Annotated in this window: 15 protein-coding genes and 1 tRNA gene; 7 read left to right on the top strand and 9 right to left on the bottom strand. The window is 32.2% G+C overall.

Going from position 1 to position 16,569, the window contains the following annotated elements; all coding sequences use genetic code 11:
* Nucleotides 1-333: 333 nt before the first annotated feature.
* The 7 genes from ACQ654_RS17590 to ACQ654_RS17560 all read right to left on the bottom strand — a co-directional run bounded on the left by ACQ654_RS17590 (nucleotide 334) and on the right by ACQ654_RS17560 (nucleotide 8,066).
* Nucleotides 334-2,442, bottom strand: coding sequence for a peptidylprolyl isomerase (locus ACQ654_RS17590; protein ID WP_430411655.1), 2,109 nt, complete (start codon nucleotides 2,440-2,442; stop codon nucleotides 334-336).
* A 96-nt stretch (nucleotides 2,443-2,538) separates the two neighbouring features.
* On the bottom strand, nucleotides 2,539-3,816 hold the full coding sequence (locus tag ACQ654_RS17585) for a hemolysin family protein (protein ID WP_430411654.1): 1,278 nt from the start codon (nucleotides 3,814-3,816) through the stop codon (nucleotides 2,539-2,541).
* Nucleotides 3,817-4,008 (bottom strand): hypothetical protein, encoded by a 192-nt coding sequence (locus tag ACQ654_RS17580; RefSeq protein ID WP_430411653.1) that lies wholly within the window; start codon nucleotides 4,006-4,008, stop codon nucleotides 3,817-3,819.
* A 32-nt stretch (nucleotides 4,009-4,040) separates the two neighbouring features.
* Nucleotides 4,041-4,616 (bottom strand): LPS export ABC transporter periplasmic protein LptC, encoded by a 576-nt coding sequence (gene lptC / locus ACQ654_RS17575; RefSeq protein ID WP_430411652.1) that lies wholly within the window; start codon nucleotides 4,614-4,616, stop codon nucleotides 4,041-4,043.
* 5 nt (nucleotides 4,617-4,621) lie between these two features.
* Nucleotides 4,622-6,004: a hypothetical protein gene (locus ACQ654_RS17570; protein ID WP_430411651.1), complete on the bottom strand. Its 1,383-nt coding sequence runs from the start codon at nucleotides 6,002-6,004 to the stop codon at nucleotides 4,622-4,624.
* An 18-nt stretch (nucleotides 6,005-6,022) separates the two neighbouring features.
* Nucleotides 6,023-7,336 (bottom strand): hypothetical protein, encoded by a 1,314-nt coding sequence (locus ACQ654_RS17565; RefSeq protein WP_430411650.1) that lies wholly within the window; start codon nucleotides 7,334-7,336, stop codon nucleotides 6,023-6,025.
* Nucleotides 7,329-8,066: a type III pantothenate kinase gene (locus tag ACQ654_RS17560; RefSeq protein WP_430411649.1), complete on the bottom strand. Its 738-nt coding sequence runs from the start codon at nucleotides 8,064-8,066 to the stop codon at nucleotides 7,329-7,331. The genes ACQ654_RS17565 and ACQ654_RS17560 overlap by 8 nt, the downstream gene beginning before the upstream one ends.
* A 98-nt stretch (nucleotides 8,067-8,164) precedes the next feature.
* Here ACQ654_RS17560 and ACQ654_RS17555 point away from each other — a divergent pair.
* Nucleotides 8,165-8,240 (top strand) — tRNA-Phe (locus ACQ654_RS17555).
* Nucleotides 8,241-8,371: 131 nt separating this feature from the next.
* Here the strand turns inward: ACQ654_RS17555 and ACQ654_RS17550 are convergent.
* Both ACQ654_RS17550 and ACQ654_RS17545 read right to left on the bottom strand, forming a co-directional pair.
* Nucleotides 8,372-9,184: a T9SS type A sorting domain-containing protein gene (locus ACQ654_RS17550; protein WP_430411648.1), complete on the bottom strand. Its 813-nt coding sequence runs from the start codon at nucleotides 9,182-9,184 to the stop codon at nucleotides 8,372-8,374.
* 242 nt (nucleotides 9,185-9,426) lie between these two features.
* A complete protein-coding gene (locus ACQ654_RS17545) occupies nucleotides 9,427-10,440 on the bottom strand; it encodes a helix-turn-helix transcriptional regulator (RefSeq protein WP_430411647.1) in 1,014 nt (337 codons plus the stop codon).
* Between the two features lie 185 nt (nucleotides 10,441-10,625).
* Here ACQ654_RS17545 and ACQ654_RS17540 point away from each other — a divergent pair, with 185 nt between their 5' ends.
* The 6 genes from ACQ654_RS17540 to ACQ654_RS17515 all read left to right on the top strand — a co-directional run bounded on the left by ACQ654_RS17540 (nucleotide 10,626) and on the right by ACQ654_RS17515 (nucleotide 16,278).
* The gene (locus tag ACQ654_RS17540; RefSeq protein WP_430411646.1) at nucleotides 10,626-11,177 is read left to right on the top strand and encodes an exonuclease domain-containing protein; all 552 of its coding nucleotides are present in this window, start codon (nucleotides 10,626-10,628) and stop codon (nucleotides 11,175-11,177) included.
* 192 nt (nucleotides 11,178-11,369) lie between these two features.
* Nucleotides 11,370-11,666: a hypothetical protein gene (locus ACQ654_RS17535; RefSeq protein ID WP_430411645.1), complete on the top strand. Its 297-nt coding sequence runs from the start codon at nucleotides 11,370-11,372 to the stop codon at nucleotides 11,664-11,666.
* A gap of 351 nt (nucleotides 11,667-12,017) precedes the next feature.
* Nucleotides 12,018-13,406 carry an RtcB family protein gene (locus tag ACQ654_RS17530; protein ID WP_430411644.1) on the top strand — a complete coding sequence of 463 codons (1,389 nt, stop codon included), beginning with the start codon at nucleotides 12,018-12,020 and terminating at the stop codon, nucleotides 13,404-13,406.
* Nucleotides 13,407-13,895: 489 nt separating this feature from the next.
* Entirely contained in the window at nucleotides 13,896-14,630 is a 735-nt protein-coding gene (locus ACQ654_RS17525; RefSeq protein ID WP_430411643.1) for a hypothetical protein, read from the top strand.
* A 43-nt stretch (nucleotides 14,631-14,673) separates the two neighbouring features.
* On the top strand, nucleotides 14,674-15,549 hold the full coding sequence (locus ACQ654_RS17520; protein ID WP_430411642.1) for a hypothetical protein: 876 nt from the start codon (nucleotides 14,674-14,676) through the stop codon (nucleotides 15,547-15,549).
* Between the two features lie 6 nt (nucleotides 15,550-15,555).
* On the top strand, nucleotides 15,556-16,278 hold the full coding sequence (locus ACQ654_RS17515; RefSeq protein WP_430411641.1) for a DUF434 domain-containing protein: 723 nt from the start codon (nucleotides 15,556-15,558) through the stop codon (nucleotides 16,276-16,278).
* Nucleotides 16,279-16,569 lie beyond the last annotated feature (291 nt).

Here is a 16,569-nt window from a genome sequence, read left to right as displayed (position 1 = left end):
CATTTTTATCTTGACACAAAAACGAGCCAAAAAAGTCAAGACGATCTATAGGAAATTGCTATGCAACATTTGCTCATGCGTTTCATGCTTGAAGCTTCGATTCGCAGTTTCACTTTTCACTCATTATTTCTGAAGATCGTCGTACGAACAAGCATTCAACAATTTAGAAAAAAAATTCACTATGATTATTTATTATACATTTTTAATATGTCATATTCATTATCATTCTTGTAAATAGTAGATTCTGCAAAATAGAACTATATAAAAAAGCCTGTAAAGTAACTTTACAGGCTTTTTTATATTCTATAATTAGAATGTTAGTTTGTATATTTCTTAGTAGAATATTGATCTGTTATCTTCAATTTCAGAAGCACTTTTTAATGCATTGAATACTGAACTTGTAGCTGTTGAAGCTCGTTGCGTTCTTAGTGCATTCATTTCTGTAAGATAGCTATCTTTTTCTGGTGCTGGTGTTTTCTTCGTTACTTCAATCATGTATACACCTCTTTTTCCAGCAATCAATTTTGAAGTTTTTCCTTCAGTTAAAGCAAATGCCGCTCCAACTACTTTTTTCTCTTCTCCACCACCTGGAATTACTGGTGCACTCATTGATAATGAAGTTGCTGTTTGCACTTGCACATTGTTTGCCGCCGCTAAGTCAGCTAAAGTTGTTGCTGTGTTGTTAGATTTGATGATTTCAGCTTTTTTCTCATCTTTTAATAACTGAATTACACGTGCAGAAGCATCTTCTACAGAAGCCAATCCTTCAGCATGTTTTTGTGTCAATTGCACAACTACAAATCCACTTCCTACAGGAAAACGTTTGATATCTCCAACCTTTGTTTTTTCTTCAAATGTCCAACGTACAATTTGACGCTGATCTCCTAAACCTAAGATTCTTGAATCTAATATTTTCATCTTATTTACTGGCTTCACTTCATATGAGTTCTCTTTAGCAACATCAATAAAAGCATTGTCGCTTTTTCCTGCATCTGCTTCAAATTTTGAAGAAGTTGTGAATAAGTCACTTAATGTTTTTGCTGAAGATTCAACTAATTTAGTAACTGTTGCAAGTTTTATTGTTTTCTGAGAATTTTTCTGATCTTGAATTTCAATTACATGAAATCCGAAAGGAGATTCTACAACATCCATATCACCTACTTTGTTTCCAAAAACAAATTCTTTGTATGTTGGCGTTAATCCTGTTGCGCTAGAATACCATCCTAATTCTCCACCTTTATCTTTAGATCCATCGTCAGACATTTCTTTTGCAATGTCTGCAAATTTAGATTTACTTCTTTTTACAATTGCTAAGATACTATCAGCTTGTTTTTTGGCTTGTTCTTTCGTTTTCTTTGTATCAGGAGACGCTCCAGATGCACCTTGGTAACGAATTAAGATGTGTCTGCTCTTTATAGAATCAGGCATTTGTTTCGTTTCTAAAACTCTTGAAATCTTATATGCTTCTCCAACTTTGTAAGGTCCGAATACTTTTCCAACTTCCGTTGCGTATAAATTTTCAGCGACATCTTTTGGCAATTGATTTTTGTATAAGAATGTACTGTTTTCATTTACATCTGTATTTTCATTTGCATATCCTTCAGCATTTTCTGCAGCTTCAAAACCACTCATCAAGTCAGCAACATCTTGTTTTGCTTGATCTTCATCTAGCTTAGAAGCTTTTTCTTCAAAATATACATATTGAATATCTCTTGAAGCATCTTCTTCAAACATTGATTTATGATTGTCGATGTAGTTTTTAATATCGCTCTTTTTAATTTTTACTTCATCATCCTTTACTGTATTGTAAGGAATTTGAACATATTTAAACGTTACTTTATCATTTTCTAAACGATATGCCAATTCTCCTTCTTTTACAGTTGCAATTGAACCTGATTTTACTAAGTTGTAGTATAGGTTTTGTTTTGCTTGACTGATAAAGAATTCTTCCGTTGCTAACCAGCTTTGATACTGAGCCGCTTTCGTAGGATCGTTTTTATCGTTTTTCGTAGCTTCTAAATTGTTAATATATTCTCTTAATTTTCCTTCTACAAAAACACCTGCTTCATCTTGAAACTGAGGATTGTTTGTAAAGTTTGGATTGGTAATCATTAAGTTCCAGATTTCATCTTTCTCTATAGTGATTCCCAATTCGTCTAATTGTTGAGATATTAATTCAGTTCGTAGTTGTTGATCCCAAACATTGTTTACTACTTGAATTGTAGATTGACTACCTCTAGCTTGGTTTAACACATTTTCCACATTGTTACTAAAGCTTCTGTATGGAATGCTTTCACCATTTACCATTCCTATTTCGTTTGGTTGCTTTGCTCCGTTATCTGAGTTAGTAAATACGTCAGAGATTACGAATGCAAATAGCGCTAATCCAATGATTAGGATTAAAACTAATGTACGTTGTCTAATTTTTGCAAGAATTGCCATTTATCTTCAATTTTATGAAATTCAGTGGGCGAAAATACAATTTCCTACCAAATAATAAAAGAAGAACTACGTATTAATTCGTTTATTTTAGGGATTTTAATCTTCTGAAAGTATTTGAAGTTGAATTGTATCAATTTTTGTGTTCGAAACTTCTAAGATTGTGAATTTTATATTGTTGATGATGATGACTTCATCTTTTTGAGGAATTTCTTCGGTTTCGCTTACAATTAGTCCGCCTAATGTTTCGTAATTTTCACTTTCTGGAAGGTTTAGTTTGTAGGTTTCATTGATGTAATCAACTTCCAATCGGGCAGAGAACATATATTCGTATTCTCCTACTCTTTTTTCAAGCAATGCTGTTATGTCATGTTCATCTTCTATTTCTCCAAATAACTCTTCTACAATGTCTTCAATTGTAATTATTCCTGAAGTTCCTCCATATTCATCTAAAACAACAGCAATACTTTTTCGTTTTTTGGTCAATACATTTAGTACATCATTTGCCAACATTGCTTCTGGTACAAATATAACTGGCATGACAATATTTTTGATTGTTTTTGGCTTTTTGAATAGTTCGAAGGAATGTACATATCCAATGATATCATCAATACTATTTTTGTAGACTAATATTTTTGAATAGCCAGTTTCTGAGAAAACTTTTGCTAAGTTATCCGTTGTTTCTCTTAATTCTATTGCCACAATTTCCGTTCTTGGAATCATGACTTCTCGTGATTTTACAGCTGAGAATTCTAACGCATTTTGAAATATTTGAATTTCGGAATCGACATCTTCATCTTGATGCGTGGCTTCCATTTGCTCAGTTATATAGTTTCCAAGTTCAACTTTACTGAATTCTAGTTGAATTTCATCACCATCGGTTTTGAAGAATTTTTTTAAGACTACATTTGATATCCACATTACAAATTCTGAGATTAACCAAAATAGTTGATAGAAAACGTAGGCAGGAATTGCTAAGAATTTTAAAAGCTTGTTAGCATAGATTTGAAAGAATACTTTTGGAAGAAATTCTGCTGTAAATAAGATGACTAATGTTGATACGATTGTTTGAAATAGCAATTCATACTCACTATTTATGTATTGACTGAGCCAAGGTGTTTCATGAACCCAATCAACTAACAATTCGCCCATAAAAAAACCATAGATTACTAACGCTACATTGTTTCCAACAAGCATTGTTGCTATAAATTTGGAAGGTTTTAAGGTTAGGCGTGTTAGAATTTTTGCAAGAATTCCTTCTTGCTTTTTTTCAAGTTCTATATGGATTTTGTTCGCAGATACGTATGCGATTTCCATTCCGGAAAAGAAAGCAGAAAACAGTAATGCCGTTATGATAATGAGCAACTGTAGTTCCATTTATTTTTGATTTTTTCGCTCTTCAAATTTTTTTCCATAGTGTCTTCTAAAGAGAAACATAAGAAACGATACAATTGCAAAACCAATAAATATGTACGATTCTGTACCATAATTCCACAATTCTATTGCTTTGTACGTAGCTAAGACAGCTACAACGAGATACAAGTATTTTGTATAACTTAGTATTTTCATGGCTTTTGGGTTTAGTTAGTTTGCAGTGTTTTTTATTTGTCGTCTTCGTCAATTGGTATGGTACTATCAAAAATTTCATGGGCATCCATAATGCTTAAATCTCTACTGAAATCTATTCCATTTGTCCCTTGAAGCAACACACCGTATTCATTACTAATTTTGAATTTCCCTTCTGTAAAAATCCATTCTCTGTCTTGATCCCAAAACAATTGAGGTGCATTTAAGACATCTCCTTTATGTGTTGTTAAGGTTACATTTCCTTGTAAATCTACTAATCTTGTGTCACTATACAAAATTGCATACTCAGCAGTTATTGTATTTTCATTGTTTTGTTCATCAAAAAATTTTACGACGACACCTTGTGGAAATTCTGAAAAAGGAAATTTTTGATTGGAAAAGTCTTTGTTGTAAGGACTTCTTAGTGTAGATTTTACTTTTCCAGAATCGGTATATACTAAAAATATGTTTTCGGCTTCTCCAACAGGAAAACGTTTGGAATATGATAGTTTTTGAATTTCACTATTATAGTTGCCTTGACATGAAAAAAACATTGTCACAGCGAAAACTGTGACAATGCAATGTATTATATATTTTGTATACGTGTTCATGTATGTTATAAACTTGGAACTCTTACGCTTCCACCAATCCAACAGTTTAATGGAACTGATTCTCCTCCTTTGTATCCTTTGCTAAAGATATCTGATTTACTTGGAGCTGATTTCATGTATGAGTCTACAGTTCTTGAAGCAATACTTCTTAAAGATGGATCTACTTGACCAGCTTTTCTTGCCATTTCAGCAGCTTTCCAGTATCCAGCTCTTTTTGTAAATTCATCATTACCACATTGGTTTACACTTGAAGCGTAAAGTTGTGCTATTTTTAAGTATGCACTTCCTAAAGATGGATTATTCTGAACAGCATCTAAGTAATATTTTCTAGCTTTTGACTTTTGACCTTTTTTCTTAGCCTTGTCAGCAATTTTGTATAATAACTTTCCTTTTCTAATTGGGTCAGTTTCCATACTTAATGATTGCGTTAAGTATTCTTCAGCTTTTGCTGTATTTCCTTTTCTTTCGTAAATTCCAGATAAGTATCTTTTAGAGTTTGCAGACGGTTCTAACGCATCTACTGCTTCTACTAACTCTACGAATAGTGGATCTTCATCACATCCTTTAGCATCTAATCTTCCTGCAGCTCTTTTTAACCAAAGTGCATTATCTCTGTTAGAATCAAAATTCTTTCTGAATAATGGAATTAATGTTTCACAAGTAGATACTTTTTCTACCAGCGTTTCTACATTTCCTAAGAATATAGCAATTGCTTTTACATTTGTATCTGCTATTCTTTCTTTTCTTTTTTCTTTTGATGTTAATTCTTTTCCAGCATCTTTTTTAGCGATTAACTCATTTTTGATTTTTGCTAATCTTTCACTTTCAGATTCAAACTTTTCGTTTACTTCTTCAAATTTCTCAATAACATTTTCTAGTTGCAAACCACCTTGTCCTTCTTTGTACATATCATAGTACAATTTGAAGTATCTGTATAATGCATCTGGTGCGTTGAAATTTTCTAAGTCAGACTTAAAAGCTTCATCAAACACATCATATTGTGCTTTTTCAGAACCAATATTATACACAACCATTAGGTTTCCAATATCTCCTAATATGTCTCCTTTTTTCGTTTTAGCAGGTACGTTTGCTAATCTGTCTCTGTACAACTGAATTAATTCTTCTGCAATTTTAGCTTTCGCAGCATCTGTAGCAGCTTCTTTTATTTTATGCTTATAAATTCTTTCACCGTACGCATACAATGCAGAGCTTATTGTTGGACATTCTTTTCTTAATTCATTTAATTGCGTTTCTGCTTCTGCATAATTTTTAGCTTTAGCGTTTTCGGCAAATAGGGATAACTTTGTTTTACAATCTTGAGCATTTAAAGTTGTGAAGCTTGTTATCGTGAACAATCCTGTTACTAATAATGTTAAAATATTCTTCATTTCTCTAATTTTATTCGGTTAATTATACTTTCTTTTTATGAACCATCTATCGTTTAATGATAAACTTAAGTGGAAATTGACATAGTTTTCTTTGATTAATCCTGCATTTGTTGTTCCTCTTTGTCCGAACTCAACACCAAGGTTCAAATTTGATATTGTTCTTCCCACTGGTAATCCTACTCCAAAAGATATGCCAAAATCATTTAGGTCTTCATTTCGAATTGTAATTCCTGTATGCTCATACCGAATCCCAGCCCTATAAGTCACTCTTTCCCAGTAACTTGTAAACGAATTATATTTTGGAACATAAAATCCTCCAAGTGAAACTTTTGAAGAATTTTCGTAAGATACATTTTCTATTGTTGTTAAACTATTCCCAAAGTTACTACTATTTAAAAATGTATACTCTATTCCAGCAAACCATTTATTTCTTTCTCCCAAACCAACACCAAGTGCTGTTTTTGTAGGCAATGTTAAGTCTGTTGTCTCTTTATCTCCTAAATCAACTTGGTCTAATTGACCAGGACTTACAAGTTCTCCGCCAGTTCCTGACAAATTTAACGCTAATAATTCACGTGTGTTGTCTGATTTAATATCTGATTGTGGAGAGAATGTTAACGAAGTCGTTAATGATAATTTTTCGTTGAATTTTGTTTGATAATACGCTCCTAAGTTATAACTCAATCCACTTAATTTAGACTCGTCTTTTGAACGTGTTCCATAATTTAGTGTTCGTATAAAGTTACCATCTTCATCGAGTTCTCCTAAGAATTCTGTGTTTTGATTTTTAATATTTCCAAAATTGTAACTTGCCGTAGCACCAACTGAGAAATTTTTTGTGACTTTGTATCCTAATGAAAGGAATACGGAGTTTAATCCGCCTTCGCCTTCATATTGTGCAAATTTATTTGGCGTGGATGTAATTCCTGTTTCTCCAATTCCTTCAAAGTTGTACCCTACCGAACTAAACGGCAAGATTCCAAATCCAATCCCCATTTTTTTACTCAACGGAAACCCTACTGCTAAGTAATCTAAAGCTGTAGATGAGCCTTTATCGGTTCCAGATGGACTTTCTAGCTTTAGCTGTCCGTAGCTAGCTCCTAATGTATATGTTGTGAACTGTAAACTTCCAAATGCCGCTGGATTTTGCAAGTTTAAATGTAGACTATCTGAATAGACACTCATTCCTCCCATACTTCTATTTTCTGTTGTCCCCTTAAACTTCAAGTCTCCAATTCCTAAGAATGAATACGGTGAAGCTGTTCCTTGCTGTGCAATACTTACTTGACAGATAAACAACAAAATTGATAATCCTAAAAACTTTCTAATCATTATATCTATTATATTCTAAAACATTATTCAATCCTTGTAACAAGAATTTTGAATTCGCAAATATGGTATTTTTTAACCTTTTAGCCAAGAAATTAGTGTCGCCGCCTGTTAAAATAACTGTTAAATGTTCAAATTGTTCTTTATAATGCTCAATTATCCCGTCAATTTCGGTTATTACACCTACAGTTACTCCTGAATGAATTGCATTTTCTGTTGAGTCACCTATGTAATTTTCAGGCATTTTAGGTTCTAATAAAGGAAGGTTGGCGGTTAATAGATTTAATGTTTTGTATCGAAGTTGTATTCCTGGTGATATGCTTCCGCCAAGATACATTTCGTTATGTGTTTTAAAATCATAGGTAATACAGGTACCAGCATCAATAACTAGTACATTTTGTTTTGGGTATTGAGTTACTGCAGCAACAATTAATGCAATCCGATCTACGCCTAAAGTTTCAGGTGTTGTATAGTTGTTTTGAAAAGGTACATTGGTTTCATGTGTCAATTTCAACACTTTTATGTCTAATTTTGATAAAAATTCTTTGGTCTCTTTTCGCAACTTTGTTACTGATGAAGTTATCATTTGATTCACTTCTGGAAACTTTTTTAAAATTTTTTCAATTTTTTTTTGAAACACTTCTTTTTTGAAGCTTTCATGAGATAACAATTTATCTTCCTGAAAAACAGCAACTTTTACAAATGTATTTCCTGCATCTACAATTAAATTCATAATATCTTTTCAACGCCGCTAATTTAAGAAACGTTTTTTTTGCAAAATAGTTTTGTCAAGTTTAAAAAACGCTTATATTTGCATCCGCATTTAGCGCTGGTGCCTTAGCTCAGTTGGTAGAGCAAAGGACTGAAAATCCTTGTGTCCCTGGTTCGATTCCTGGAGGCACCACCAGAAAAACCCGATCATAATTTTGATCGGGTTTTTTGTTTTTAATATCGTAAAAACCTATTTAAAACATTGCTACAACAAAAAAACACCATTCTTTCAAATGGCGTTTTAAATATAATTTGATTTAAAATCAATTATTCTTTAATCAACTTTACTGTTTTTGATCCTGAAGTTGCTTTTATTTTTGCAAAGTAAATTCCTGATGGAAATCCACTCATGTCAATAGTTTCCAAGTTTGTCGTATTGTTTAATACACGTTGTCCTGTAACATTTGTAACCTCAACAGCTTCTATATCTGTTACTCCAGATATTATCGCTATATTTTTTACAGGGTTTGGATAAACACTTACTCCTGTAAGTTCAACTTCATTCGTACTCAAAGTAGCTAAGTTAAACGAAGACGGTGCAGTAACCGCTGCTGCATTCGGATTAACCTTGTTTGAAAACGTTGCCATACCATCATCTTCCATATCTGCCTGCATAAAACTTTTTAAAGTCGTTACTGCGTTAGCCAATGATGAATTATTTTCTAAAATGTATAAGGTTCCAGCCGTAGGACTTCCATCTACAGTGAAACTCACCATATCCGAATTCGTTCCAGCAGATGGAGCAGGTAAAGAAGCTGGACTTCCTAAAGTTTCTGTAATTAAATATCCATCAATAGTAGGTTGTGACACATTGTTTCCATCGAAAAAATTGCTTGATACAGCACCTCCTAAAGAAGATGTTACAACTATTGTAACACCATCAGGCACTATCACTGTAAAACCATAACTTTGTACAGAAGTTGCAAAGTTATTAGCACTTGCATTTGGCACTGCCTGTACAGTAAAGTCATATCCACCATTATGTTGTAAAGTGTAGGTATAACCGTCTTGTGCATTCACATTGCTTGTAAACAGTGCAAAAGCAGTCAAAAGTAAAAAAATAAAAGTAGTTTTTTTCATGTTGATTCGTTTGATAAATTAGTTAAATTTTCTGGTAATTGTTCTTTTATAAACAAGTATCAAAGTTAAGAAAAATTCTTGTATGTGCTAATATATTTAGTAAGATGCGTATGTATTAAGGAATCTGTAACTATAAAGAGAATTCTATCCCTAAGAATATACTAAACACATTCACTAGCACACAAATCTATTTTAGTACTTTATTTTATGCTTTTAGAAAATAATTATTTAATCACTAAAAATTAAATTTTATACTTAATTGCAGCTGCTTCAAGTTTTTTTCGAATGCGTTTGCGCAATACTCTAGGCTCTAAAACTTCAATAGCATCACCAAAACCAAGAATTAATCGTTCTAATTCAAAATTAATATGTACCAAAAGTTTTATAGTAACACTACCATCTTTATCTGTTGAAATAATTTTTTGTGTAGCATGAAAAGGTTTTGTCACAACATATGGCGCATTGCTTCTGTCAATTTTCAGTATAATTTCTTGAATGTGTTTTTCATCTAAAACAGTAACACCAATTGTATTTTTATAATATATATCTCCATTAAAGTTTTCATTTCTGTATGGAATGTCTAAATCGTAATCTACACTAATAATTCTGTCTAAGGCAAAAGTAGAAATCTGTGATTTATTTCCTGTAACACCAACCAAAAACCAACGATTGTTAAATTCTTTCAAAATAAACGGATGAAAAATAATTTCTGAAGCGCTTCTTGCTTTGAATGATTTATAGGTAAGGCGCAACACTATTTTCTTCAAAATAGCCTGATACAACAAATCTAAGTGTTCTAAACCTTTTAATTTTTCGTTTTTATCTAAATGAATAACGGAAGCCTGATGCGTTTTTTCAGTGTATACTTTATCTTCCAAACGCTGAATAATGCCGCCTAATTCTGAAAACAATGAAAAATCTTTAAACTGTTTCAACATTTCTACGGTTTCCGACAGTACATTCATGTCGTTTTCCGTCAACGGAATATCAGTAATAGAATAATCTTCATCTTCATATTTATAAAATTTACGATCGTACACAACAATCGGCGCATTGTAACCCAATTTATCACTGCGCATCATCTGAATATCTAACTGAACCGTTCTTCTACTCACATTCACTTCACGTCCTTCATATTCATATAACGTATCAGAACACGCTTCAATTAAATCGTTTAATGTCCATTGTCGATACTTATTTTGCAAACATTTATCAATGGTTTTATAACGAATAAGTGCGTTTTTATTAATTGCCATGTTTTGTGTATTTGGTGTGAAAATAGAAAAAATTTATGAAGTGCGTAAAAAGATTGCGCAGCTAAATTAATTCTTTGCACAAGTTCTTTTACATACTTGTGCGTCGACTTTCATCTGTCAGTATCAAACATTAGATCTTGTTATGCAACGAGATTAATTAAACAATTATTAAAAATCATTTAAAGATGAAAACAACAAACAAAATCCTAGTGGTAGATTTAGAAGCTACTTGCTGGGAACAAGATGGCGAATACCAACGAAATCACAGTGAGATTATCGAAATTGGTATTTGCGAATTGGATGTTCCTTCTGGGGAAATTTCCAATAAACGCGGAATTCTCGTAATTCCTGAACATTCCGAAATCAGTCGATTTTGCACAGAACTTACATCAATTACACCTGAAATGGTTGCGCAAGAAGGCGTTTCTTTTGAAGATGCGATTGATATACTTTTTGACGAGTATGATTCGTCTGCATACACATGGGCAAGTTACGGTGCTTATGACCGTAACAAAGTGATCGAACAATGCAGGCAGAAAAATGTCGATTTCCCATTCGGATATCAACATATCAATGTCAAAGAAGAGTTTAGACGTTGCAATCGAATGCGACGTGGCATTGGAATGGCACGCGCATTAAAACAACTCAGGATTCCTTTAGAAGGAAAACATCACCGAGGCGTTGATGATGCTAACAACACCGCAAAAATCTTACATTGGTGTTTAAACAATCAGTAAGATACTTTTATAAATTTTTAATTTTGATTAGCCACTTGGCTAATTTTTTTTGCTTTAAATTTAAAACTACGTAAAAAGATTGCGCAGTTCTTCGCTTCTTTTATACGAGTTCATTGAAAATTCTTTTGAAATAGGTTTCCAAAAGATATGTGTGTCAATACTGATGCACATAACTTTTAAAAACTAAACATTATGAATTGGAAAATTCAAAAACTATTAGATGGCGAAACCATCATTTCAAAAGAACCTGGTAATTCTATGTTACCACTTCTAAAATCCAAGCAACCTGTAAAGTTGCAACCTATTTCTTGGGAAGATTGTGAAGTTGGTGATATCGTTTTTTGTAAAGTTCGCGGAAATGTATGTACACATTTAGTGAAAGGCAAAAACGAAAAACGCGGTTTACAAATTGGAAACAATCGCGGAAGAATTAACGGATGGACAAAAAATGTATATGGTAAAGTAATAGCAATATTACCAATGTCATAGACATTCTTCAATTACAAAATTAACTATCTTATATTATTTTGGGCGTTCCCACGAGGGTCGGGCTTTCGCTACTCGCTTTCTAAAAACTGTCATTCCTGCGTAAGCAGGAATCCACTTTTATAGAAGAGCTCAAACACATCACTCTATCCCTAACGCAAACCACCTTTTTAATTTTTATTGACACAAATCAACACAAAAAAACAGATACAAAATTTAACTGCGCAAAATAATTGCGTAGTACTGTAAAATATTTGTATCGGAATCATAAATACGTCATTTCATATACTAAATGACATTGTAGCAACACTCAGCTGAATAGTGAAGTCAGCGGAGTTTATTAAAAAAGAAATCATGAAAGAACACATTCAAATTAACGGAAATACATTAATCAATTTAGGTTTCAAACCTAAAAAATGGTTTAAGGAAGCAATTGTACATATTAATGAAAATCAATTGTCACAAGATGAAATGCTTGCGTATTTAGAACAGTTTAAATCTGATCCTGAACTAGAATTACATTCAACTCCAGTTGCATTTGCCATCAATATAGAAGCCGAAAATGAAGTTGAAGAAAAGAACGTTAATGATGTTATCAATACAATGAATACATTAATGAAAACACCAACATTAGTTAACGGCGCAATTATGCCCGATGCGTGCCCGACAGGACAAAACGGCGTAATTCCTGTTGGTGGAGTTGCTGTAGCTAAAAACGCCATTCATCCAGGAATGCATAGTGCCGATATTTGTTGTTCTGTAATGTTAACAGACTTTGGAAATGCAAATCCTAAAGACGTTTTAGATGCCGCACATAGCATTACACATTTTGGTCCTGGCGGAAGAGATAGAAATTCACAATTTAGATTTCCGATGGATTTATTAGCCGAAATTGAAGCAAACTATTTCTTAAATGATCAAAGATGTATTTCAGCAGCACGTTCACATTTAGGTACACAAGGTGATGGAAATCATTTCTTATTTGTCGGAACATCTAAAAAAACAGGAAATACAATGATGGTTACACATCACGGAAGTAGAGGTTTTGGAGCCAATTTGTATAAAAAAGGAATGAAAGTAGCGGAACAATTCAGAAGAGAATTATCGCCACAAACCTTAAAATACAATGCATGGATTCCTTTCAACACAGAAGAAGGACAAAACTATTGGGAAGCTTTGCAAATTGTTCGTAAATGGACAAAGAAAAACCACGAAGTAATTCACGATGCAACCTTGTCAACGTTAGGAATTGAAAAAGAAGATAGATACTGGAACGAACATAACTTCGTATTCAAAGATGGAGATTTATTCTACCATGCAAAAGGTGCAACGCCGTTGGATAAAAAGTTTATGCCCGATATTACTGGACCGCGATTAATTCCATTAAACATGTCTGAACCTGTATTAATTGTAGAAGGAAATACAACCAAATCTAACTTAGGTTTTGCGCCACATGGAGCAGGAAGAAATATCAGCAGAACGCAACATAGAAAAAGTAAAAACGGAACGATTCAAGAAATCTTTAAAGAAGAAACAAAAGGAATTGATGCGCGTTTCTTTTCCAATGAAATTGACATTACCGAGTTGCCTTCAGCTTATAAAAATGCGGAAACGGTTCGTAACCAAATGGACGAATTTGGTTTGGGTGAAGTTATTGATGAAGTCATGCCGTATGGTTGTATTATGGCTGGTGATGTAAGTAAAAATGCACCTTGGAAACGTAGAAAGAGAAATCGGAAATGAAACTGATTAAAAAAATATGTAACATCATTGATTTTACTATATTTATAGTGCCACTAGGTATATTAATTTGTGTAATTGTAGGTCCATTTTATATAATCATATCGTTATATAAAGACATGTTTAAAGAACTTACATTAAACGACAAAATAGAAATCAATGATGTCACATATTTTTACTATATGCAGATCATAACAAATTTGACTTTGACAATTATTTTAAAAAGCATGACAAACCTATTGCGTGTATCAAAATAACAGATGGAAAGTTAAAAAATGATTTTGGTGATTATTTGAGTAAAGATTGTGTCAAAACATCACTTCCTAGTTTGGTGAAAATTGATGGTAAAAATTTAATTTATAAAAATCTTGATAAAGCTTTCAAGCAATTAGTCAAAAGGAACAACAATCCGTATAGTTTTTATAAATTGATTGAGAGTTCGATTAAAAGTTTAGAAAAACTACCATATAAAAGAGCATAAGTATTACAATAATGAATTCTAAATTTCAAGACTTAATAAAAGAAGCATATTCTATTTTCCCTGCACAAAATCCTTTGTCAACTCTTGATGCTTGTCTTACATGTTGCATGTCTGAAGCACAAAGTATCCGATTGATGAATGAAAACAGGGAAAATCTGGTATGTAAAGACATATACGAATATAACAATACGGCAAAAAGTGGTTACACATTAGAAACAAGTTATGAATTGAAGCATTTCTTGCCTGTAATGTTGTCGCTATTCATAAATGAAGAAGAAATACATCATTCGACTGAATTATTTTTTCAACGTATAAAAATGCTTCCTAAAGAAAGTTGGAATAACGTAGAAATTGATTTCTTCGAAAGATTTGTAACTAACTATTGGATATATTGTCTAACAAATAAAGAACTGCCTTTTAATGAAGATATTGGAGGAATATATTTGTGTTTATATGATTTTCCAGTAGATAAAAATAGCTTATTACAAAAATGGGAAGACAATTTTTCTCCGAAAAGCCTATCACATTTAATAGATGTATCATACGGAAGTTATGATATGCTAAAAACGAATGCTTTCTTTAATGAAAACAATAGTAAAGAGTTTCTATCTTGGTTAGAACGTGATACTTTAAAAGAAAAAGTGAAAAATAGTTTAGAACGTATTTTTTGGGAAGAAAATCATGAATTCTCAGAAGAGTTAAATTTAAAACTAGAAAGTTTATATATCTTAATTGATACTATTTAATAATTCCCAAGAGAATCAAAATAAAATCTTAAATCATACAATAATGAATCAAAAAAATCTGAAAAACAAAGTTTACAAATTACTTTTTGACAACATAACTAAAGTAGATTTTGAAAAAGACATTCAAGTATTGGTTGATGTATATGGAGTAGATTCAGATTCATTATTGCACGATTTAACTCTTGTAAATTACAATGAGCAAGACTATAAAAAAAGGTTAATTGAAGTCATCTCAAAATACACAACGAAAGAAGAATTGATAAGTCTCAAAATTTACCAAGATTGTATCAATATCGTTTCAACAACAGACCAAAAAATTGCTTTTAGTTACGCAACAAGTTTAGCTAAAACATATATTGACAGTGAAAATAAATATCACATTGTATATGACTTTCACAAACTAAAAGAAGAATTATCATACATAAAAGATGATTTGGTAAAAACGAAAGAAGAAGATGTATATTTCAATATAAAAAAATGTGCACGTGCAGTTGTCGAAAAATACAATCTCTACAAACAGCATCAAAAATGGACTGATTTTTTGCAAACTTCTTTACAGATAATCAAACATAAAGAACCGATCAAAAGTAAGCAAAGAGAAGTAATAATTAATCAAGCTATCAATGAACTTGCGAACTTAGAATCTAAATCGAAAGTAAAACGTTTCCTGAAAGAAAATGGTTTTACAGATCATGAAATCAAAGAGATAATGAAAGCTTCTGAAGTCGCTTCCAAAAAAGTGATGAAGAAAAAACTACTTCCAACATTAATCATTGGAATCATACTCACTACATACAGCATTGTAATTCTAAGCAATGAAAACAACACCAGATATTATGGCTTTTTTACGCTATTAATTGGAATAGGACTCTTAATCTCTACTGGAGTAATGTTTTTGAAGATCAAAAAGAAAAAATAACGCATCATGGCAACACGAAGCAGAGGAAAAGAAGGAAGTGACGATCGTTTATTCGGCGATCCAAAAATGCAATCCAAAATGCGAGAAGCCATTAAAGATCAATCGTATTTACTAAGTAGAGGATTCTCTGAAAAATCATCATTACAATTAGTTGGAAATCGTTACAAACTCAACAATCGTCAACAACGCGCTGTACAAGGAATGAGTGAAGCTTCTGGCAAACTCACAAAACGTGCAGAACGCTGTTTACAACCAAATCAATTGGCTCAAAAAGAAGTCATGCTAGATGGTTTCAATGTATTAATTATGCTAGAAAGTGCCTTATCTGGTGCGTTTCTATTCAAAGGATTAGATGGTTGCTATCGCGATTTATCAAGTGTTCACGGAACCTACAAAAAAGTAAAACAAACAGACAAAGCCATTCATTTAATTGCTGATTTCTTGCAAAAACATAAAATCAAAAAAGCAATCTGGATATTTGACAAACCGGTTTCCAATAGTGGTCGTTTAAAAACAATATTACGAGAAATTGCAGACGAACACAATTACAATTGGGAAATTAGTTTAGATAACAATCCTGATAAATTAATTGCTGAAAGCGGAAACATTTCCATCAGTTCAGATGCCTGGATTTTAGACAATTCAAACTCTTGGTGCAATATGGTAAGACATATTGTAGATGTAGAAATTCCACAGAAAAATGTAGTGGAAAGTGACAACATTAATTAAACAACAGTGAGAAAATCTTTTATGCAGAATAGTAATAGATCTGCGTTAAAATTTTTTGAAGCCTTGGAGAAAAATTAGAAAAACTCATGCGGTTTTAATTTTTCTCTAAAAGAAAAATTAAAAATACCTCTGGAAAAGCGCCCTTTCTTTTGGTTCTTTTCTTTGGGCGAGCAAAGAAAACGAACAACACAATATGAATTAAATATAATTTTAATGTAGAAAGAATTTACTACGTAAAAAAATTGCGTAGTTATATTTCATCTTTGTTCTCAGAAATGAAAAAATAAATTT

Origin of the sequence: Kordia sp., from assembly GCF_965283645.1 — a bacterium.
Taxonomy (GTDB): Bacteria; Bacteroidota; Bacteroidia; order Flavobacteriales; family Flavobacteriaceae; genus Kordia.
This window is presented reverse-complemented; position numbering and strand designations above follow the sequence as displayed.

What these genes read in the sequence shown, in the direction of transcription:
- ACQ654_RS17520 (WP_430411642.1), top strand. Translation starts at nt 14,674, where the DNA reads ATGAATCAAAAAAATCTGAAAAACAAAGTTTACAAATTACTTTTTGAC.
- ACQ654_RS17585 (WP_430411654.1), bottom strand. Translation starts at nt 3,816, where the DNA reads ATGGAACTACAGTTGCTCATTATCATAACGGCATTACTGTTTTCTGCT.
- lptC (WP_430411652.1), bottom strand. Translation starts at nt 4,616, where the DNA reads ATGAACACGTATACAAAATATATAATACATTGCATTGTCACAGTTTTC.
- ACQ654_RS17590 (WP_430411655.1), bottom strand. Translation starts at nt 2,442, where the DNA reads ATGGCAATTCTTGCAAAAATTAGACAACGTACATTAGTTTTAATCCTA.
- ACQ654_RS17545 (WP_430411647.1), bottom strand. Translation starts at nt 10,440, where the DNA reads ATGGCAATTAATAAAAACGCACTTATTCGTTATAAAACCATTGATAAA.
- ACQ654_RS17540 (WP_430411646.1), top strand. Translation starts at nt 10,626, where the DNA reads ATGAAAACAACAAACAAAATCCTAGTGGTAGATTTAGAAGCTACTTGC.
- ACQ654_RS17570 (WP_430411651.1), bottom strand. Translation starts at nt 6,004, where the DNA reads ATGAAGAATATTTTAACATTATTAGTAACAGGATTGTTCACGATAACA.
- ACQ654_RS17535 (WP_430411645.1), top strand. Translation starts at nt 11,370, where the DNA reads ATGAATTGGAAAATTCAAAAACTATTAGATGGCGAAACCATCATTTCA.
- ACQ654_RS17565 (WP_430411650.1), bottom strand. Translation starts at nt 7,336, where the DNA reads ATGATTAGAAAGTTTTTAGGATTATCAATTTTGTTGTTTATCTGTCAA.
- ACQ654_RS17530 (WP_430411644.1), top strand. Translation starts at nt 12,018, where the DNA reads ATGAAAGAACACATTCAAATTAACGGAAATACATTAATCAATTTAGGT.
- ACQ654_RS17580 (WP_430411653.1), bottom strand. Translation starts at nt 4,008, where the DNA reads ATGAAAATACTAAGTTATACAAAATACTTGTATCTCGTTGTAGCTGTC.
- ACQ654_RS17525 (WP_430411643.1), top strand. Translation starts at nt 13,896, where the DNA reads ATGAATTCTAAATTTCAAGACTTAATAAAAGAAGCATATTCTATTTTC.
- ACQ654_RS17515 (WP_430411641.1), top strand. Translation starts at nt 15,556, where the DNA reads ATGGCAACACGAAGCAGAGGAAAAGAAGGAAGTGACGATCGTTTATTC.
- ACQ654_RS17550 (WP_430411648.1), bottom strand. Translation starts at nt 9,184, where the DNA reads ATGAAAAAAACTACTTTTATTTTTTTACTTTTGACTGCTTTTGCACTG.
- ACQ654_RS17560 (WP_430411649.1), bottom strand. Translation starts at nt 8,066, where the DNA reads ATGAATTTAATTGTAGATGCAGGAAATACATTTGTAAAAGTTGCTGTT.